Below are 19,734 nucleotides of genomic sequence, written 5' to 3'. Positions count from 1 at the left end.
AGTGATGTCCTGAATTCGAGGCCGCCATCGCAGGCAAGCCAGCTCCCACATTTTGAGTTGCGAACACTTCAAATGTGGGAGCTGGCTTGCCTGCGAAGAGGCCATCAGCCTTAACGAAAACCTTACTGACCGACCTTCTCCGACTTACCGTCATAGCGCTTGCGCCATTCGGTGAGGATGCTGTCGCGGTTCTTCGACGCCCAGGCAAAGTCGTTCTTGATCAGACGCTGTTCGTAGTCAGCCGGCAATTCGGTCTGCGGCTTGGCGATACCCGGCTGGGCGAGGACGGCAAAGTTGTCCTTGTACAGGTCCATCGCGGCGGGGCTGGCGGAGAAGTCGGCGAGTTTTTTCGCGGCATCGGCGTGGGCCGTGCCCTTGATTACGGCGGTGGCTTCGATGTCCCAGCCCAGGCCTTCCTTGGGCAGGATGATGTCCAATGGCGCGCCCTGGCGTTTCAACTGCACGGCCGGGTACTCGAAGGAAATGCCGATGGGGAACTCGCCCGACGCCGCCAGCTTGCACGGTTTGGAACCGGAGTGAACGTACTGGCCGATGTTCTGGTGCAGGTCGTCCATGTACTGCCAGCCCTGCTTCTCGCCAAAGGTCTGCAGCCAGGCGCTGACGTCCAGGAAACCGGTGCCGGACGAGGCCGGGTTGGGCATGACGATCTTGCCCTTGTACTCAGGCTTGGTCAGGTCTTGCCAGCTCACGGGCTTGGTCAGGCCCTGCTTTTCGGCCTCGACGGTGTTGAAGCAGATGGTCGCGGCCCATACGTCCATGCCGACCCAGGCCGGCGGGTTGGCGGCGTCGCGATAATTCTTGCCGATCTTGTCCAGGTCCTTCGGTGCGTAGCTATCGAGCATGCCCTGCTGGTCGAGGATCGCCAGGCTGGAGGCGGCCAGGCCCCACACTACGTCGGCCTGGGGGCGGTCTTTTTCGGCCAGCAGCTTGGCGGTAATGATGCCGGTGGAGTCGCGCACCCATTTGATCTCGATATCCGGGTTGGCCTGTTCGAAGGCCTTTTTGTAGGTCTTCAGTTGCTCGGCTTCAAGGGCCGTGTACACGGTGAGTTCGGTCTTGGCGAAGGCATTCAGGCTGAATGCGGTGAGTACGGCAGCGACCAGCGCCAGGGGCTTGAACATGGAGCACCTCCTTCGGGATGTTTATTGGCCGGGCGCGATCTGGCGCCAGGCTTGGGAGCGACGCAGCGCGCCACGTGAGGCCCACGCCAGCAGCAGCGAAACGCTGGCTGAGGTGAACAGGATCAGGGTGGACATGGCCGCCGCGCCGCCCACGTTGCCGGCGTCGTCCATGTTCAACACGGCGACGGCGGCGAGGATGGTGTCGGGGCTGTAGAGGAAAATCGCGGCGGACACGGTGGTCATCGCCGACACAAACAGGTAGCGCAGGATATCCAGCAGCGCCGGCAGGCAGATCGGCACGGTGACGCGCAAATAGTGGCGGTACAGCGGCGCTTTCAAAGACAACGCGGCGGCTTCGAACTCGGCGTCCAGCTGGCGCAAGGCGGTGGTCGCGGTCATCTGCGCAGTGGTCAAATAGTGCGCAATGGTGCACACCACCAGCAGGGTCATGGTCCCGTAGAACACATGCAGCGGGTTGCCGCTGAGGTTGAAAAAGAACACGTAGCCCAGACCCAGCACCAGCCCCGGCACTGCCATCGGCACAAAAGTGAGCAGGCGCAGCGCCAGGTTCAGGCCCTTCTGGCCCTTGGTTTTTTCCATCAAATAGGCGCCGGTGAAGATCAGCACACTGCCGATCAACGCCGTGCACAACGCCAGGGTCAGGCTGTTGCGGTAAGCCAACCAGCCGCCGCCCGCCGTGTCCTCGAACTGGTAATGCTTGAGCGACAGCGACAAGTTATACGGCCAGAATTTCACCAGTGAGGAATACACCGCCATGCCGAACACCAGCAGCAACACGGCGCAGACCAGCAGCACGATGGCCAGGTAGCAGCCGTCCCTTACCCGTGATGGCGCCGGTTGGAACACCTGGGCGCGGCCGCTCATGGAATCGCCCTGACGACGGCGCAGCCAGGCATCCACACCAAAGCTGAACAGCGCCGGCAGCAGCAACACCATGCCGATCAGGGCACCGCGACCGAACTGCTGCTGGCCGACCACCGCCTTGTAGGCTTCCAGCGCCAGCACCTGATAATCGCCACCCACCACCACGGGCACGCCGAAGTCGGTGATAGTCAGGGTGAATACCAGGCAAAACGCGGCGAACACCGCCTGGCGCGTGGCGGGCCAAGTAATGCTGCGAAACGCCCGGGCCGGGCTGGCACCCATGCTTGATGCGGCGTCGAACAGGCGCGCATCCGCCAGGGACAGCGCCGACAACAGGATCATCAAGGCATGGGGGAAGGTGTAGATCACCTCACCCAGCACAATGCCCCAGAAGCCGTAGATATTCTCCGAGAGCAGCCCGCGCAACAGGCCCTGGTTGCCGAACAGATAGACCAGCGCAATGCCCGGCAACATTGACGGCGCCATCAGCGGCAGCAATGACAGACCGCGCCAGATCGCCTTGCCGGGAATCAAGGTGCGTTGCAGGGCGTAGGCAAACAGGTAAGCCAGCGGTACGACAATGGCCGCCACGCTGAGGGAAACTTTCAGGCTATTGCCCAACAGCCAGTGGAAGTTGGCGCTGGTGATCAATGCCTGCGCGGCGACCAGGCCACCGCCCTGCCCGGCTTCGCTGCTGAAACCACGCCAGAAGATCGCCAGCAATGGCAACAACACCGCAACCGCCAACAGGCACAGCCACAGCCATTTGCCGCCGACCACGAAAATACGATCACCCAGCTCGGCACGGGACACCTGGCGTGGCACGGGCAATGTCATGACAGCGGCCATCTCAGGCAAACACCTGCAGGCTGCTCGGCGGTAAAGCGACCCAGATGTCCTGGGCGCCCAGGCGCGGCAACGCGTGCGGCGCCACTTCGGCCAGCAATGGATGGCCGGGCAATTGCTCCAGCTCAAAGCTCATGCGGCAGCGATTGCCGAGAAAGGTGATCTCACGGACCTTGGCCGGGAACAGGTTTTCTTCATGCACCGGCGGGTTGACGTTGATGGCTTCCGGGCGGCAAAACAGACGGCCGGACGTGGCCACGCCGGCATCGTTGGCCAGACGCATGTTCATTCCGCCGACTTGGGCATGGCTGGCGCTTTTGCGGCTGAACGGCAGCCAGTTGCCCTGGCCGACAAACTCTGCCACGAACGGCGTGGCCGGGCGGTCGTAGATCTCCTGGGGTGTGGCGTATTGCTCGACTCTGCCGTTGTTCATCACGGCAATACGGTCGGCCATCAGCATGGCTTCGTCCTGGTTGTGAGTAACCATCAGCGTGGTGACGCCCAGGCGCCGTTGCAGCTGGCGCAGCTCGGTACACAGGTGTTCGCGCACGCGGGCGTCGAGGGCCGACATCGGCTCATCCAGCAACAGCAATGAGGGTGCCGGCGCCAGCGCGCGGGCCAGGGCCACGCGTTGCTGCTGGCCGCCGGACAGTTGGCCGGGGTATTTCTTTTCGCTGCCGAGCAGGCCGACCAGTTCAAGCATCTGCCCGACGCGCTTGCGCACTTCATCGCGGCCGCTGCCGGTGAGGCCATAGGCGATGTTTGCTTCGACGGTGAGGTTGGGAAACAACGCGTAGGACTGGAACAGAATGCCGTAGTCCCGCGCCTGTGGCGGCAGCAGGGAAATGTCGCGGCTGCCCAAGTAAAGTTCGCCGCTGTCCTGGCGCTCCAGGCCGGCGATGCAGCGCAGCAAGGTGGTCTTGCCGCAACCCGACGGGCCCAGCAGGCACACCAGCTCGCCTGCGACGACGTCCAGGGACACGTTATCCAGCGCGGTGAACGCGCCGAAGCGTTTCTGGATACTGCGCACCTTCATGGGCGCGCCGGGTGGGGTCAGGGCTGTGTTCATGGGGGCACCTCATCAAACGGATGAGGGCCATGCTAGGCAGGCAATGCGTCGCTGTTGTGGCAGGAAGGCAAAAGGGGGTGATAGTGGTATTGGTGGATTTGTGTAGGACCTATAGAGACTGGTTGTCTGGTCTACCGCTTTCGCGAGCAAGCCCGCTCCCACATTTGATCCGGTTTCTTCAGGGCAACTCGGTCAACTGTGGGAGCGGGCTTGCTCGCGAAGAGGCCCTCAATGCCTGCCAAAAAATCAGAGCGGCGACATTTCCTGCGCCAACCCCAGAAACGCCGCCGGCAGCCGCGCACTTTTTCTTTCCTTGAGGCAGTACAAATACTCCGGAATCTGCGGCGCGTTCTCCAGGGTCAACACCCGCAACTGTGGATCATGCGGCACTTCCTGGCGCGCAATGATGCTGATCCCGATGTTGCGCAGCACCGCTTCGCGGATCGACTCGCGGCTGCCGATTTCCAGCAGCGGGCCGAAGCTCACACCGGAATCTTTCAACATGTCTTCAGTCAAGCGTCGCGTGGTGGAGCCCACTTCGCGCATCAACAGCGTATGCCCGGCGAGCGCGCTCAGCGGCACATGATCGAGCTTGGCCAGGGGATGGTTGCGATGCACCGCCAATACCAGCGGGTCGGTACCCAACACGCGGCGAACCAGGCGCGGGTCTTCCAGCAGTTGCGACGAGGCGGCGACATCGACGCGGTAGTCATCCAGTGCTTCGAGCACCTGCTGGGAGTTGCCGATCTCTACCGACACCTCCACCTGCGGCAGGCGTTCGCGGAAGGCTTTGACCAGGTCAAGGATGTAATACGGCGCCGTCGCGGCGATCCGCAATGCCCCCTGGACCTGGCCATTGTTGCGCAGGAAGAATTCGATATCCGCTTCCTGCTGCAGCAGCGCCTTGACCATCGGCAGCAGGCGCGCACCGTCGTCGCTGACGGTGAGGCGGCGACCGCCTCGGTAGAACAGCTCCACGCCGTACTGGCTTTCCAGGTTGCGGATCTGGGTGGTGACCGTGGGCTGGCTCAGGCCGAGTTTCTTCGCCGCCTGGGTAATGCTGCCCAGGCGGGCGACCATGAAAAACGCCTTCAGCTCAGCACTCAGCACGCCACCCTCTCATCCTCATTTGCGCAACAAGCGCAGGCCATTGAACACCACCAGCAGGCTCACGCCCATGTCGGCAAACACCGCCATCCACATGGTGGCCATGCCGAGGAAGGTAACTGCCAGGAAGATCGCCTTGATCACCAGCGCCAAGGCGATGTTCTGCTTGAGGATACGCGACGTTTGCCGGGAGAGCCGAATGAAAGCCGGGATCTTGCGCAAATCATCGTCCATCAGCGCGACGTCGGCGGTCTCGATGGCGGTGTCGGTACCGGCGGCGGCCATGGCAAAGCCGATCTCGGCGCGGGCCAGCGCCGGGGCGTCGTTGATGCCGTCACCCACCATGCCTACGCGGCGGCCTTGACTGTACAGGGCCTCGATGGCGTGCAGTTTGTCGGTGGGCAACAAGTCGCCCTGGGCCTGGTCGATGCCGACTTGAGCCGCGATGGCCTGGGCGGTGTGAGTGTTGTCGCCAGTGAGCATCAGGGTCTTGATGCCCAGTTCGTGCAGTTGCCGGATGGCTTCACGGCTGCTGTCCTTGACCGTGTCGGCCACGGCGAACAGCGCCAGCGGGCCGGACTTGTCGAGCAGCAGCACCACGGACTTGCCTTGTTTTTCCAGGGCGAAGAGTTTTTCTTCCAGCGCTGGCGAGCACAGGCCCAGGTCTTCCACCAAGCGGTGGTTGCCCAAGTGATAGGTTTCGCCGTTGATGTCGCCGCGTACGCCGCGTCCGGGCAGGGCCTCGAAGTTATCCACAACGTGGCTCGGCAGGTTTTTATCCACAGCCGCATTGGCGATGGCCAGGGACACCGGATGGTCGGAGCGCCCGGCCAGGCTCGCGGCCAGGGCGGGCGCGCTGTCCTGCACATTCGGGAACAAGGCCAGGTAATCGGTCTGCACCGGCTTGCCGTGGGTGAGGGTGCCGGTCTTGTCCAAGGCCAGGTAGTCGAGCTTGTAACCGCCCTCCAAGTACACGCCGCCCTTGATCAGGATGCCTTTGCGCGCCGCCGCCGCCAGACCGCTGACGATGGTCACCGGGGTGGAAATCACCAGCGCACAGGGGCATGCGACCACCAGCAGCACCAGGGCGCGGTAGATCCAGTCGAACCAGGCGCCCGCCATGAACAGGGGTGGAATCAGCGCCACGCCCAATGCGAACAGGAACACGGCCGGGGTATAAATTCTGGAGAAACTGTCGACGAAACGCTGGGTCGGCGCTCGCGCGCCCTGGGCCTGTTCCACGGCATGAATGATGCGCGCCAGGGTGGAGTTGTTGGCTGCCGCGGTGACTTTATATTCCAAGGCGCCGGCCTGGTTGATGGTGCCGGCGAAGACTTTATCGCCCACGGTCTTTTCAATCGGCAGGCTTTCACCGGTGATCGGCGCCTGGTCAATGGTGGATTGGCCAGCGGTGACTTCGCCGTCCAGGCCGATGCGTTCGCCGGGCCTTACCCGCACGATTGCTCCCAGATCAATGTTTTTGACCTCTTTTTCGACCCAAGAACCGTCCGCCTGTTGCACTGTGGCCTGTTCCGGGGTCATCTGCATCAAGCCGCTGATGGCGTTGCGCGCACGGTCCAGGGACTTGGCCTCGATCAACTCGGCCACGGTGAACAGGAACATCACCATGGCCGCTTCCGGCCACTGGCCGATCAGGATCGCGCCGGTCACGGCGATGCTCATCAGGGCATTGATGTTCAGGTTGAGGTTTTTCAGGGCAATCCAGCCCTTTTTATAGGTGGTGAGGCCGCCGCTGAAGATCGACACCAGCGCAACGACTGCGATCACCCAGGTGGGTGCGGCGTTGGTGAAGTGCAGCACTTCGGCGCCCAGTGCACCAACGCCAGACAACGCCAGCGGCCACCAATGTTTCTTGGTGACAGGCGCGGCGGCGGGCGCGCCCTCTTCAAGCGGATCGGCTTGCATGCCCAGGGATTTGATGGCGTCGATGATCGGCGCGGTGCTCGGCAAGTCATGAGTGACGCCGAGGATGCGGTTGATCAGGTTGAATTCCAGTTGCTGCACGCCGGCGAGCTTGCCCAGTTTGTTCTGGATCAGCGTCTGCTCGGTGGGGCAGTCCATGGCTTCGATGCGGAACGTGCTCAGGCGTGCGCCGGCGGTGGGCGCTTCGCTCAGTTGCACCACCGCAGGAGCCGGGGTGCTGGAGCAGCACGAGCCGCCGTGGTCGTGGTTACGCACAGGCGTCAGCTTCTTCTCGCCGTGGTCATGGTCATGTTTGTGCGGGGTGTGGATCGAATCGCTCATCAGGTCGCGTCCGTAAAGGTGCCTGTTGCCAAGTAAAGACCCTGTAGCCACTATAGGGTCAAGCACCCATTTGGAGATTGCTGCGATGAAGATCGGCGAACTGGCCAAACTCACCGACTGCCCGGTGGAAACCATCCGTTACTACGAGAAGGAAGCCCTGCTGCCGCCGCCGGCGCGCACCGACGCCAACTACCGCGTATACACCCAGGCACACACCGAGCGGCTGATCTTCATCCGCAACTGCCGCAGCCTGGACATGACCCTGGAAGAAATCCGCAGCCTGCTCGGGCTACGCGACAGCCCCCAGGACCAGTGCGAAAGCGTGAATGCGTTGATCGATGAGCATATCCACCATGTAAAAGCGCGGATCGACGGGCTGCTGGCGTTGCAGGAACAATTGCTGGACCTGCGCCAGCGCTGTGGTGGCGGGGATCATTGCGGGATTCTGCAGCGGCTGGAGGTCAGCGGGAGTGTGCAGGCCAGTGAGGCTGAGCCGTCACATGTCGGAAGAAGCCACGGTCACTGACTGATAATGGGGTGAAAACCCAATTCAAATGTGGGAGCGGGCTTGCTCGCGAAAGCGGGGGATCAGTCGACATCGCCAGCGACTGACCCACCGCATTCGCGAGCAAGCCCGCTCCCACACAAGCCAGCTCCCACAGTTACACCGGGGTAGTCTTCAGATCGCCACGTCAGCCTTGATGCTTGGATCGGCGTCGTAGCCCACGATCTCGAAGTCTTCGAACTTATAGTCGTAGATCGACGCAGGCTTACGCTTGATCACCAGTTCCGGCAGCTTCTTCGGCGTACGCGCCAGTTGGGTGCGGATCTGTTCCATATGGTTGCTGTAAGCGTGGGTATCGCCGGTGGTGACGATGATCTCGTGGGGGATCAGGTCGCATTGCTGGGCCAGCATGTGGGTGAGCAATGCCAGCGCGGCCGTATTGTACGGCAAGCCGAGGAACACATCCGAGCTGCGGATGTACAGCTGCATCGACAGATGACCGTCATGCACGAACGCCTGGTATAGCAGATGGCACGGCGGCAGGGCCTGCTTGCCGTTGCGCGCGTTTTCCTGCGGGCTCTTGGTCTCGTCCGGCAGGTACTCGACGTTCCAGCCGTGGAACAGGATGCGGCGGCTGTTGGGATTGGTCTTGAGCGTGTGCACCATGTAATCGATCTGGTTGATCGTGCCGCCGTCCTTGGTCGGCCAGGCAGTCCACTGCTCGCCGTACACCGGGCCCAGGTCGCCGTCTTCGGTGGCCCATTCATCCCAGATTTTTACGCCGTTTTCGTTGAGCCACTTGATATTGGTGTTGCCGCTCAACATCCAGATCAGCTCATTAGCGATGCTTTTGAAGTGAAGCTTCTTGGTGGTCAGCAGCGGGAAGCCGTCGGCCAGGTTATGCCGGTACTGACGGGCGAACACGGCCTTGGTGCCGGTGCCGGTGCGATCGCCCTTGGTCAGTCCGTTGGTCACGACGTCGTTCAGGAGTTCGAGATATTGCTTCATGTGTGTACCCGTATCGTTGACGCCGAGGCTCTGTAGCAAAAGGCTCGGCATTCGAATTTAAAGCGCGGTGTTCTTGATCGGTTGCGGGCGATTGTACGCCCACCACAGCAGGCCCAGGCCGCCGAGGATCATCGGCAGGCTGAGGATCTGGCCCATGGTCACCCAACCGAACGCCAGGTAGCCCAACTGCGCATCCGGCACACGCACGAACTCGACGACAAAGCGGAAGATCCCGTAGAACAACGCGAACATGCCCGACACCGCCATGGTGGGTCGTGGCTTGCGCGAAAAGAGGTACAGGATAAGGAACAGGGCCACGCCTTCCAACGCGAACTGATAGAGCTGCGACGGGTGGCGCGGCAGTTGCGCCGGGTCGCTGAACGGCGGGAAGACCATGGCCCATGGCACGTCGGTCGGCTTGCCCCACAATTCGGCATTGATGAAGTTGCCGATACGCCCGGCGCCCAGGCCGATCGGCACCATCGGTGCGATGAAGTCCATCAGCTGGAAGAACGACTTGCCATTGCGTCGGCCGAACCACCAGGCGGCGATCATCACGCCAATAAAGCCGCCGTGGAACGCCATGCCGCCCTTCCACACTTCGAAGATCAGCGTCGGGTTGGCGATATAGGCGGAAAGATCATAGAACAGCACATACCCCAGGCGCCCGCCGACAATCACGCCCATCGACAGCCAGAAAATCAGGTCGGAGAGTTTCTCCTTGGTCCAGGTCGGATCGAAACGGTTCAAGCGTCGGGACGCGAGGAACCATGCACCGCCGATGCCGACCAGGTACATCAGCCCGTACCAGTGGATTTTCAGCGGACCGATGGCCAGGGCCACCGGGTCGATCTGCGGGTAAGGCAGCATTGCGACTCCTCGTTAATCATTCGTTATAGCGACCGGACCATGCCCGGGCGCGATTAAGCCTGCATTACTCAGGTTGTTTAAAGCAAAAAGTTGATGCCGACGCAGAACAGCAGCCCGGCGAACAGCCGCTTGAGCAAGCGCGGCGACAACCGGTGTGCCAGGCGTGCGCCGAAGCGGGCAAACACCATGCTGGTCAGGGCAATGCCCAACAGCGCCGGCAAATACACGAACCCTAGACTATGAGCGGGCAACAACGGGTCATGCCAGCCCAGAATCATGAAACTTAATGCACTGGCCAGCGCAATCGGCAGGCCACAGGCGGATGAAGTGGCCACGGCCTGCTGCATCGGCACGCTGCGCCAGGTCAAGAACGGCACGGTCAGCGAGCCGCCGCCAATCCCGAAGATCGCCGAGGCCCAACCAATAAACGTGCCCGCCAGGGTCAGGCCGACCTTGCCCGGCACCGTTCGGCTGGCGTTGGGTTTGAAATCCAGCGCCAGCTGCACGGCCACCAGCAAGGCGAATACACCGATGATTTTTTGCAGGTGAGGGCCGGAAATCGCCTCGGCGGTCAGCGCGCCAAAGCCTGCGCCAATCAGGATACCCACAGTCATCCACACAAATATCGGCCAACGCACCGCACCACGACGGTGATGCTCACGCACGGCATTCACCGAGGTAAAGATGATCGTCGCAAGCGAAGTGCCGACGGCCAGGTGGGTCAGCACCTGCGGGTCGAAGCCCTGCAAGGTGAAGCTGAACACCAGCACCGGCACAATGATGATCCCGCCGCCCACGCCAAACAGTCCGGCAAGCACACCCGCACAGGCGCCGAGCAACAAATACAGCAGAAATTCCATGGGAGCCCCCGAACCAAGTCCGGCATGTTAACGGATGGAAGGCGCGCAACCCAACTGGAGACGATGGAACGCCTGTGCCTGAGTGGGTAAAGTGGCAGAAAACACAAAGGGAAATCGCCTGATGTGCCTGATTGTATTTGCCTGGCGGCCGTGCCACGCCCAGCCGCTGATCGTCGCGGCCAACCGCGATGAGTTCTACGCCCGCCCCAGCCTGCCGCTGGCCCAGTGGCCGGATGCGCCGCACGTGTACGCCGGCCGCGACCAGGAAGCGGGCGGCACCTGGCTGGGGGTGAGTGCCGACGGACGCTTCGCCGCCTTGACCAACATCCGCGACCCGCACCAGCCGCCGACACGCAAATCACGCGGTGAGTTGGTGGCGCGGTTTCTCAGCGGATCGATGCCGATTGACGACTATCTAGCGGATGTTAACGGCCGTTCGATCGAATATGCCGGGTTTAACCTGCTGGTGGGCACGCAGGATGAGTTGTGGCACTACAACGCCAATCAGACCGAACCCACGCGCTTGGAAGCCGGGGTGTATGGGCTGTCCAATGCGGGGCTGGATACGCCCTGGCCAAAGCTGCTCAAGGCCAGGGCGGCGTTGAGCGAAGTACTGGAAGATCCACAACCTGAGGCGTTGCTGGCGATTTTGAGTGATCCGCAGACGGCAGCGTTTGCCGAGCTGCCGGATACCGGCGTGGGCTTGGCGACGGAAAGCCTGCTGTCGAGCGTGTTTATCGCCAGCCCGAGTTACGGGACGCGGGCAAGTACGGTGTTGATTGTGAATGCCGACGGGACGCGGCGGATGGTGGAACGCAGTTTTGGGCCGCAGGGTGGCAGGCTGGGTGAGGTAGAGCTGAGGATTTGATGGCGCCTGGACTGGCGCCATCGCAGGCAAGCCAGCTCCCACATTTGGAATGCATTCCCCTGTGGGAGCTGGCTTGCCTGCGATGGCCGCGACGCGGTCTAGAGGGTTTTCGCGGAGGCAGGGTTGATCATGCGCGTCAGCCCGAGGTTCTTCAGCGCCAATTGCAACGAGCTGTGGATAACTTGCGGGTTGTCGATCGTCATCAGCTCCGCCAGCAGGTCCTTGGCCATGCTCAATTCAACCTGGCGCAACATCCACTTCACCTTTGGCAAGTTGGTGGCGTTCATCGACAGGCTGTCAAAGCCCATCGCCATCAACAGCACCGCCGCCGCCGGGTCGCCGGCCATTTCACCGCAGATGCTCACCGGCTTGCCTTCGGCATGGGCGTCGCGCACTACGTGTTGCAAGGCTTGCAGCACTGCCGGGTGCAAGTAGTCGTAAAGATCGGCCACCCGTGGGTTGTTGCGGTCCACGGCCAGCAGGTATTGGGTCAGGTCGTTGGAGCCCACCGACAGGAAGTCCACCTGCCGCGCCAGCTCCTTGGCTTGGTACACCGCCGCAGGGATTTCGATCATCACGCCGATCGGCGGCATCGGCACATCGGCGCCTTCGTCGCGCACTTCGCCCCAGGCACGGTGGATCAGGTGCAGCGCTTCTTCCAGCTCATGGGTGCCGGAGATCATCGGCAGCAGGATGCGCAGGTTGTTCAGGCCTTCGCTGGCCTTGAGCATGGCGCGGGTCTGCACGAGGAAAATTTCGGGGTGGTCGAGGGTCACGCGAATGCCGCGCCAGCCAAGGAAGGGGTTGTCTTCCTTGATCGGGAAATATGACAGTGACTTGTCGCCGCCGATGTCCAGGCTGCGCATCGTCACCGGTAACGGGTGGAAGGCTTGCAGTTGCTCGCGATAAATCGCCAGCTGCTCCTTCTCGCTCGGGAAACGCTGGTTGATCATGAACGGCACTTCGGTGCGGTACAGCCCCACCCCTTCGGCGCCGCGTTGTTGCGCGCGGGCCACATCGGCGAGCAAGCCGGTGTTGACCAGCAGCGGCACACGATGGCCATCGGTGGTCACGCACGGCAGCTCGCGCAATGAATCGAGGCCCAGCGCCAGCTGCTTCTCTTCCTCCACCACTTCGGCGTACTGCTTGCGCAGCAACTCGCTGGGGTTGGTGAAGACTTCGCCACGATGGCCGTCGACGATCATGTCGATGCCATCGACCTTGGAATACGGCAGGTCCACCAGGCCCATCACCGTCGGAATACCCATGGCCCGGGCCAGGATCGCGACGTGGGAGTTGCCCGAACCGAGTACCGAGACCAGGCCCACCAATTTGCCTTCCGGCACTTCGCCGAGCATGGTGGCGGTCAGTTCTTCACTGATCAGGATGGTGTTGTCGGGGTAGACCAGATTGGTGGTGCGGTCTTCCTGCAGATAGGCCAGCAGACGGCGGCCGAGGTCGCGCACGTCCGAGGCGCGCTCGCGCAGGTAGGCGTCGTCCATCAATTCGAAACGGTTGACGTGATCGGTCACCACCTGGCGCAGCGCGCCCTGGGCCCACTGGCCGGTCTTGATGACGGTCTTGACTTCGTTACCCAGGGACGCGTCGTCGAGCATCATCTGGTACACGTCGAACAGCGCGCGCTCTTCGGGGCGCAGCTGAGTCGCCAGCTTGGTCGACAGGTTGCGCATGTCGGCGCGCACGCCTTCCAAAGCGGTCTTGAACAGTTTGATTTCGGCGTCGATGTCTTTGACGGTCTTGTCCGGCACTACGTCCAGGTCCGCCGGCGGCAACATGACCACCGCCGTACCCACCGCAGCGCCCGGCGAACCCGGCACACCCACGAACTTGGCTTCCTGGATGCCCTTGCCCTCGCGGCCCAGGCCACGGATCGAGCCCGTCGCTTCGGCGTGGGCGATAACCCCGGCCAATTGCGCGCTCATGGTCACCAGGAAGGCTTCTTCACCTTCGTCGAACTGGCGTCGCTCTTTTTGCTGGATGACCAACACGCCGACAACACGACGGTGATGAATGATCGGTGCGCCGAGAAACGAGGCGTAGCGCTCTTCGCCGGTTTCGGCAAAGTAGCGGTAACGCGGGTGATCGGCCGCGTGTTCAAGGTTCAGGGGTTCTTCACGCGTCCCCACCAGGCCCACCAGACCCTCGTTGGGCGCCATGCTGACCTTGCCGATGGAGCGCTTGTTCAGGCCCTCGGTGGCCATCAGCACAAAACGGTTGGTCTCGGGGTCCAGCAGGTAAACCGAGCAGACCTGGCTGCCCATGGCTTCCTTGACGCGCAACACAATAATCCCCAACGCCGCCTTGAGATCCTTGGCGGAGTTAACTTCCTGGACGATCTTGCGCAGCGTATTGAGCATGGCTCGGGGTCGAACTCCGTCGTCAGTCGCGCGCTAAAAGGCGCGGGGCAAGCTCTTTGAGCGCGCGACGATAAACCTCGCGCTTGAATGTCACCACCTGGCCTAACGGATACCAATAGCTGACCCAGCGCCAGCCATCGAACTCCGGTTTACCGGTCAAATCCATCCGCACCCGCTGCTCGTTGGAGATCAGGCGCAGGAGAAACCATTTCTGCTTCTGGCCGATGCACAGCGGTTGGCTGTGGGTACGCACCAGGCGTTGCGGCAAACGATACCGCAACCAGCCACGGGTACAGGCCAGAATTTGCACATCTTCACGCTCAAGGCCGACTTCTTCATTCAACTCACGGTACAAGGCGTCTTCAGGGGTTTCGTCGGGGTTGATTCCGCCTTGAGGAAACTGCCAGGCATCTTGGTTGATTCGGCGAGCCCATAGCACCTGTCCGGCATCATTCGTAAGAATAATCCCGACATTAGGACGGAAACCATCGGGGTCGATCACGGCAACAACCTCGCAAACGCATGTCGCCGCATTGTTCCACAAAGGTTGTTCCAGCGGCAACGAGGCTTCTTACCTTATGTGCACTCTTGTGAAAAGACCGTATTCTGGACGCCTTTTTACAGACTTTTCAGCGAGTAACTGCAATGCGCCTGGCTTTATTCGACTTGGACAACACCCTTCTGGGCGGTGACAGTGACCACGCTTGGGGCGATTACCTGTGCGAACGCGGGATTCTCGACCCGGTGGCCTATAAAGCCCGCAACGATGAGTTCTACCAGGATTACCTCGCCGGCAAGCTGGATAACGCCGCCTACCTGAACTTTTGCCTGGAAATCCTCGGCAGCACCGAGATGGCCCAGCTCGACGAGTGGCACAACGACTATATGCGCGACTGCATCGAACCGATCATGTTGCCGCGGGCTGTGGAACTGCTGGCCAAGCACCGCGCCGCCGGTGACAAGCTGGTGATCATCACCGCCACCAACCGTTTCGTCACCGCGCCAATTGCCGCACGCCTGGGCGTGGACACCCTGATCGCCACCGAGTGCGAGATGGAAAACGGCCGCTATACCGGGCGCAGCACTGATGTGCCGTGCTTTCGTGAGGGCAAGGTGACGCGGTTGAACCGTTGGCTGGAAGAAACTGGCTTGAGTCTGGAAGACAGCTATTTCTACAGCGACTCGATGAATGACCTGCCGCTGCTGGAGCAAGTAACTCATCCGGTGGCGGTGGATCCGGATCCGAGTCTGCGGGCTGAGGCCGAGAAGCGCGGCTGGCCCGTGATTACCCTGCGTAGCTGATGCCGCTATCGCGGGCAAGCCCGCTCCTACATGTAACCGCGTACCAACCTAAGAATGCGGTCAATCTCTGGGAGCTGGCTTGCCTGCGATGCAGTCCACGCGGTCCAAAGCCTTACATGGGCTTGGCCACCATCAAATAGAAAATCACCATGAACGCCAGGAACGCCGGCCACCCCAGGCCAAACCACCAGCGCATATAGGTCGACGCCTTGAGCGGCATCGCCGTGCCTTCCCTCAGCGCCTGCTCTGCCATTTTGTGCACACGAATCTGCAACCACACCACCGGCAGCCAGCAGATCCCCGCCAGTACGTACAACCCGAACGTCCACTGCAGCCAACTTTGCTGCAACGACCACCCCGCCAGGTGCATCAAGCCGATACCGCTCAACGGCTGGAACACCGCCGTGGTCGCGGTAAACGCCCAGTCGGCGAACACCAGGTGCTTGAAGGTCACAGCGATGACTTCCACCTTGCCGCTGCGCCAGGCGCGCAGCGCGTAATAAGCCGAGCCGGCGCCAAGGCCGAACAGGACGGTGGATGACAGGATATGCAGGGTTTTCAACAGCAGGTAAGCGCTCATCGGCGGGGCTCAGTCCAAAATAGCCATAAAGTGGCCACCATCAACACCAGGTTCTTGGCGACGGCGGCATAGGGGTCAAACCAGTAGTGGGGCAAAATCAAGCTGATGCACAGGGTATAACCGGTCATCAGCAGCAGTTGCAGCATCAGGGCTGGGCGCCGCCAGCGGCGGACCAGCAATCCCAGGCCGAGCAGCGCATCGCACAGCGCACCGCCGATCACGGCCAGCGTCGCCCAGGCACCGTCCACGCCGGCTTGCGCCATGATGCGCAAGCCCCAATCGTATCCCGGCCCCAGGCACACGGCTGCGGTGCCCAGCCAGATCAGTACCAGCACCGCCAGCATCAGGGGCCGGATCGTGAGTTGGCTGCTCACGGCTGCTGTCGGCCAGCCCTGCAAGCGTGAGGATAACGGTGCCGCCGAATAGCCGCAGACCGAAGCCAGCACCTCCGGGTCGGCCACGTTGTCCTGTTGCGCAAGGGTGATGCTTTGTCTGTTGAGCGCGCGCCAACCCAAGCGGTCGCCCATCCAACCGCTCAATTTCAGCAACGGGGCTTGCACGTATCGACCCGGCCCCCAGCCTTGGGCAGCGCGCAAATGATCGATGACCTGGCTCAGCCGCATCGGTTCAGGCCCCACCAAGGGCAATACCATCGATTCGGCAGGCCAGCGTCGCAGCAGCGCCAGCACGGCACCGACCACGTCATCGATATGCACCGGTTGCAGGTGGGCCTTGAGGTTCAACAACGGAATCAGCGGCCAGGGCGAAAGCGCGGCGAGCCAGGCACTGCTGGTGCCGCCCTCACCCACCACCAATGAGGGGCGCAGCACCACTGAATGGATGTTCAGGCCGAGCAGGTAATCGTCAGCTACGCCTTTACTGGCAAGAAAAGGCACGTCGGCCTGCGTTGAGGCGCCCAAGGCCGATATCTGCAGGACCCGAACGCCACGCCGCGCCGCCAGATCAAACAACGCGCAAGTGCCCCGATCCTGCACCCGGCTTAATTCGGCCGCATCCACGCTCAGCAGACCGGCTGCATTGATCAATACATCAACGGACTCAGGAAAGTTGAAAGCTTTGGGGTCAGTAGCCAGCAGGCCCAGATCCAGCGAGCGCCACTGCACCCCGGGCCAATCCTGGCTTCGAGGCTCGCGACAGGTTGCAACCACACGGTGCCCCGCTTGCTGCAAGGCCCGCAGCAGGTGGCGTCCGACAAACCCGGTGGCGCCCACCAGAAGAATGTTCATGAAACTCCTTTAGACCGGTTTGGCACCCATCAACCCGGCAATCGCCACGAAACCCACCAGGCTGACCACCGCCAGCACGAGGGTGAAATTCAGGCTGCCGCCCTCGCCCTTGCGCAGCCGATTGAGCCGCGCCACCAGCCAGAACCACGCCAGCGCCGCTACGGTGTAGAGGATGCTGGACCCCAGGATCCAGGTCTGCCCCAGCGGCCAGCCAACAAGGTGTACCAGCCACCAGCCGGTGAACGGCATGCTGACCAGGCAAACGCCCATCAATAACCAGATGAAGGCCCATGGCCGCTGCACGATCACCGCCGCGCCGGCGCTGCGTTTGCGCCAGGCCAGCAGCGCCAGGCCAAGGCCACTGAGCAGCAACAATACGGTGGCCGCGACGTGGATAACTTTCAGGGTGGTCAGGGTTTCCATGTTTCATCTTTCCTTAAAGGCCGTCCCCACCAGCGTAGTCGCTCAGCCGAGGAACAGGGTGTAGGCCGGGTTATCGCTTTCATCCCAGTAGGGGTAGCCAATCGCTTCCAGCGCGGCCGGTACCAGGTGACGTTCGTCTGCCGGCACTTGCAGGCCGGCGACCACACGGCCATCGGCTGCGCCGTGATTGCGATAGTGGAACATCGAGATGTTCCAGCGCCCGCCCAATTTGTTAAGAAAGTTGAACAAGGCACCCGGGCGCTCCGGGAATTCGAAGCGAAACACCACTTCATCGCTGACCTTGGCTGCGTGCCCGCCGACCATATGACGGATGTGCAACTTGGCCAGTTCATTTTCAGTCAGGTCCAGCACTGGGAAACCCTGGCCGGTGAGACTGGCGATCAACGCGCTGCGTGGGTCGTTTTCGGGGTGCGTCTGCACGCCGACGAAAATGTGCGCCTCGCTGCCGGTGTGGTAGCGGTAGTTGAATTCGGTGATCTGGCGCTTGCCCACGGCCTCGCAGAAGGCCTTGAAGCTGCCGGGTTTCTCGGGAATGGTGACGGCGATGATGGCTTCGCGCCCTTCACCCAGCTCGGCGCGCTCGGCCACATGGCGCAGGCGGTCGAAGTTGACGTTGGCACCGGAGTCGATGGCCACCAGCGTCTGCCCCGTAACACCGCGGGTCTCGACGTACTTCTTGATCCCGGCCACGCCCAATGCCCCTGCCGGCTCGGTGATGGAACGGGTGTCGTCGTAGATGTCCTTGATTGCCGCACAGATTTCATCGGTGCTCACGGTGATCACTTCATCGACATAGTCTTTACAGATGTCAAAGGTGTATTGGCCAATCTGTGCCACCGCCACGCCGTCCGCAAACAGGCCCACGGTCGGCAGCACCACGCGCTCGCCCGCCGCCATGGCGAGTTGCAGGCAGTTGGAGTCGTCCGGCTCGACGCCGATGATCTTGATCTCCGGGCGCAGGTATTTCACATACGCCGCGATACCGGCGATCAACCCGCCGCCGCCCACCGGCACGAAGATCGCGTCCAGCGGCCCTGGGTGCTGGCGCAGGATTTCCATCGCCACGGTGCCCTGCCCGGCAATGGTGTGCGGATCATCGTAGGGGTGAATGTAGACGTAGCCTTTTTCGTCGACCAGCTTCAGCGAATAGGCCAAGGCTTCCGGGAAGGAATCGCCATGCAGCACCACTTTGCCGCCACGGGAGCGCACGCCTTCGACCTTGATCTCCGGCGTGGTCTTGGGCATCACGATGGTGGCCTTGACCCCCAGCACTTTGGCCGCCAGGGCCAGGCCCTGGGCGTGGTTGCCCGCCGAAGCCGTGACCACGCCGCGCGCACGCTCTTCAGTGCTCAGTTGGGTCAGCTTGTTGTAGGCGCCGCGAATCTTGAACGAGAACACCGGCTGCAAGTCTTCACGCTTGAGCCAGACCTTGTTGCCCAGCCGCTCGGAAAGCTGGCGGGCGGTCTGCAAAGGGGTTTCTACGGCAACGTCGTAAACGCGCGAGGTGAGGATCTTTTTGACGTAGTGTTCAAGCATCGGCGCAGGTTCACTTGGGCGGGTTGGACAGGGCCAAGGAGTCTAACCCAGCGTTTGGCCGGGCGACCACACGAATCCCGAGGTTTTGTTGGGTTATACTCGCGCCCCCCTTTAGTTCCCGCCCGTTCCGGAGCCCGCATGACCCAGGATCAACTCAAACAGGCAGTGGCCCAGGCCGCTGTCGATTTAATCCTTCCCAAACTCGACGACAAGAGCGTCGTTGGTGTCGGCACCGGCTCCACCGCCAATTGTTTCATCGATGCGCTGGCCCGGCACAAGGGCGCGTTCGACGGCGCCGTGGCCAGCTCCGAAGCCACCGCCGCGCGCCTCAAGGGTCATGGCATTCCGGTGTACGAGCTCAACACCGTGAGCGACCTGGAGTTCTACATCGACGGCGCCGATGAAAGCGACGAACACCTGAACCTGATCAAGGGTGGCGGCGCGGCCCTGACCCGCGAAAAGATCGTCGCGGCCGTGGCCAAGACCTTTATCTGCATCGCCGACGCCAGCAAGCTGGTGCCGGTACTCGGGGCGTTCCCGCTGCCAGTGGAAGTGATCCCGATGGCCCGCAGCCACGTGGCCCGCGAGTTGGTCAAATTGGGCGGCGACCCGGTGTACCGCGAAGGCGTGTTGACCGACAACGGCAACATCATCCTCGACGTGTTCAACATGCAGATCACCGATCCGGTGAAGCTGGAGACGCAGATCAACGCGATCGTCGGCGTGGTCACCAACGGTCTGTTTGCCGCGCGTCCTGCCGACGTACTGTTGCTCGGCACCTCTGAAGGCGTAAAAACCCTCAAGGCTTGACGCAAAACCCAA

At 62.0% G+C, this 19,734-nt stretch carries 18 protein-coding genes; 4 read left to right on the top strand and 14 right to left on the bottom strand.

Features of this window, described 5'->3' with window-relative positions; all coding sequences use genetic code 11:
- Nucleotides 1–122 precede the first annotated feature (122 nt).
- From ACLH0H_RS10645 to ACLH0H_RS10625, 5 genes are all read right to left on the bottom strand, one after another.
- Nucleotides 123–1,142, bottom strand: coding sequence for a putative 2-aminoethylphosphonate ABC transporter substrate-binding protein (locus ACLH0H_RS10645; protein ID WP_411381966.1), 1,020 nt, complete (start codon nucleotides 1,140–1,142; stop codon nucleotides 123–125).
- Nucleotides 1,143–1,163: 21 nt separating this feature from the next.
- Entirely contained in the window at nucleotides 1,164–2,876 is a 1,713-nt protein-coding gene (locus tag ACLH0H_RS10640) for a putative 2-aminoethylphosphonate ABC transporter permease subunit (RefSeq protein WP_411381965.1), read from the bottom strand.
- Nucleotide 2,877: 1 nt separating this feature from the next.
- A complete protein-coding gene (locus ACLH0H_RS10635) occupies nucleotides 2,878–3,942 on the bottom strand; it encodes a putative 2-aminoethylphosphonate ABC transporter ATP-binding protein (protein ID WP_411381964.1) in 1,065 nt (354 codons plus the stop codon).
- Between the two features lie 246 nt (nucleotides 3,943–4,188).
- On the bottom strand, nucleotides 4,189–5,052 hold the full coding sequence (locus ACLH0H_RS10630; protein ID WP_411381963.1) for a LysR family transcriptional regulator: 864 nt from the start codon (nucleotides 5,050–5,052) through the stop codon (nucleotides 4,189–4,191).
- Nucleotides 5,053–5,067: 15 nt separating this feature from the next.
- Nucleotides 5,068–7,314, bottom strand: a complete 2,247-nt coding sequence (locus ACLH0H_RS10625) for a heavy metal translocating P-type ATPase (RefSeq protein WP_411381962.1) — start codon at nucleotides 7,312–7,314, stop codon at nucleotides 5,068–5,070.
- 85 nt (nucleotides 7,315–7,399) lie between these two features.
- Here ACLH0H_RS10625 and cadR point away from each other — a divergent pair, with 85 nt between their 5' ends.
- Nucleotides 7,400–7,840 (top strand): Cd(II)/Pb(II)-responsive transcriptional regulator, encoded by a 441-nt coding sequence (cadR, locus tag ACLH0H_RS10620; protein WP_076951908.1) that lies wholly within the window; start codon nucleotides 7,400–7,402, stop codon nucleotides 7,838–7,840.
- A 153-nt stretch (nucleotides 7,841–7,993) separates the two neighbouring features.
- Here cadR and ACLH0H_RS10615 read toward each other — a convergent pair whose 3' ends face one another.
- The 3 genes from ACLH0H_RS10615 to ACLH0H_RS10605 form a co-directional block, all read right to left on the bottom strand.
- Nucleotides 7,994–8,827 carry a thymidylate synthase gene (locus ACLH0H_RS10615; RefSeq protein ID WP_015886389.1) on the bottom strand — a complete coding sequence of 278 codons (834 nt, stop codon included), beginning with the start codon at nucleotides 8,825–8,827 and terminating at the stop codon, nucleotides 7,994–7,996.
- Nucleotides 8,828–8,884: 57 nt separating this feature from the next.
- A complete protein-coding gene (gene lgt, locus ACLH0H_RS10610) occupies nucleotides 8,885–9,697 on the bottom strand; it encodes a prolipoprotein diacylglyceryl transferase (RefSeq protein ID WP_076951910.1) in 813 nt (270 codons plus the stop codon).
- A 77-nt stretch (nucleotides 9,698–9,774) separates the two neighbouring features.
- Nucleotides 9,775–10,557 (bottom strand): sulfite exporter TauE/SafE family protein, encoded by a 783-nt coding sequence (locus tag ACLH0H_RS10605; protein WP_411381961.1) that lies wholly within the window; start codon nucleotides 10,555–10,557, stop codon nucleotides 9,775–9,777.
- 121 nt (nucleotides 10,558–10,678) lie between these two features.
- On the opposite strand from ACLH0H_RS10605, the gene ACLH0H_RS10600 reads away from it, so the two are divergent.
- Nucleotides 10,679–11,425 carry an NRDE family protein gene (locus ACLH0H_RS10600; RefSeq protein WP_411381960.1) on the top strand — a complete coding sequence of 249 codons (747 nt, stop codon included), beginning with the start codon at nucleotides 10,679–10,681 and terminating at the stop codon, nucleotides 11,423–11,425.
- Nucleotides 11,426–11,523: 98 nt separating this feature from the next.
- Here ACLH0H_RS10600 and ptsP read toward each other — a convergent pair whose 3' ends face one another.
- Nucleotides 11,524–13,803, bottom strand: a complete 2,280-nt coding sequence (gene ptsP, locus ACLH0H_RS10595; RefSeq protein ID WP_076951914.1) for a phosphoenolpyruvate--protein phosphotransferase — start codon at nucleotides 13,801–13,803, stop codon at nucleotides 11,524–11,526.
- A gap of 22 nt (nucleotides 13,804–13,825) precedes the next feature.
- Nucleotides 13,826–14,305: an RNA pyrophosphohydrolase gene (locus ACLH0H_RS10590; protein WP_003176750.1), complete on the bottom strand. Its 480-nt coding sequence runs from the start codon at nucleotides 14,303–14,305 to the stop codon at nucleotides 13,826–13,828.
- Between the two features lie 143 nt (nucleotides 14,306–14,448).
- Here ACLH0H_RS10590 and ACLH0H_RS10585 point away from each other — a divergent pair, with 143 nt between their 5' ends.
- The gene (locus ACLH0H_RS10585) at nucleotides 14,449–15,105 is read left to right on the top strand and encodes an HAD family hydrolase (protein WP_411381959.1); all 657 of its coding nucleotides are present in this window, start codon (nucleotides 14,449–14,451) and stop codon (nucleotides 15,103–15,105) included.
- A 112-nt stretch (nucleotides 15,106–15,217) separates the two neighbouring features.
- On the opposite strand, the gene ACLH0H_RS10580 is transcribed toward ACLH0H_RS10585, so the two are convergent.
- From ACLH0H_RS10580 to ilvA, 4 genes are read right to left on the bottom strand one after another with little or no spacing between them, the layout of a single operon-like run.
- On the bottom strand, nucleotides 15,218–15,685 hold the full coding sequence (locus ACLH0H_RS10580; protein ID WP_411381958.1) for a DUF2269 family protein: 468 nt from the start codon (nucleotides 15,683–15,685) through the stop codon (nucleotides 15,218–15,220).
- Entirely contained in the window at nucleotides 15,682–16,932 is a 1,251-nt protein-coding gene (locus ACLH0H_RS10575; RefSeq protein WP_411381957.1) for an SDR family oxidoreductase, read from the bottom strand. The genes ACLH0H_RS10580 and ACLH0H_RS10575 overlap by 4 nt, the downstream gene beginning before the upstream one ends.
- Nucleotides 16,933–16,941: 9 nt before the next feature.
- A complete protein-coding gene (locus ACLH0H_RS10570) occupies nucleotides 16,942–17,355 on the bottom strand; it encodes a DUF2269 family protein (RefSeq protein ID WP_411381956.1) in 414 nt (137 codons plus the stop codon).
- Between the two features lie 42 nt (nucleotides 17,356–17,397).
- On the bottom strand, nucleotides 17,398–18,912 hold the full coding sequence (gene ilvA / locus ACLH0H_RS10565; protein ID WP_411381955.1) for a threonine ammonia-lyase, biosynthetic: 1,515 nt from the start codon (nucleotides 18,910–18,912) through the stop codon (nucleotides 17,398–17,400).
- A gap of 138 nt (nucleotides 18,913–19,050) precedes the next feature.
- Here ilvA and rpiA point away from each other — a divergent pair, with 138 nt between their 5' ends.
- Nucleotides 19,051–19,722, top strand: a complete 672-nt coding sequence (gene rpiA / locus ACLH0H_RS10560; protein ID WP_411381954.1) for a ribose-5-phosphate isomerase RpiA — start codon at nucleotides 19,051–19,053, stop codon at nucleotides 19,720–19,722.
- Nucleotides 19,723–19,734 lie beyond the last annotated feature (12 nt).

The sequence above is a fragment of the Pseudomonas sp. MPB26 genome (assembly GCF_046605355.1).
Taxonomy (GTDB): domain Bacteria; phylum Pseudomonadota; class Gammaproteobacteria; order Pseudomonadales; family Pseudomonadaceae; genus Aquipseudomonas; species Aquipseudomonas cedrina.
The sequence above is the reverse complement of the archived record's forward strand: the minus strand, read 5'-3'. Positions and strand labels throughout refer to the sequence as shown.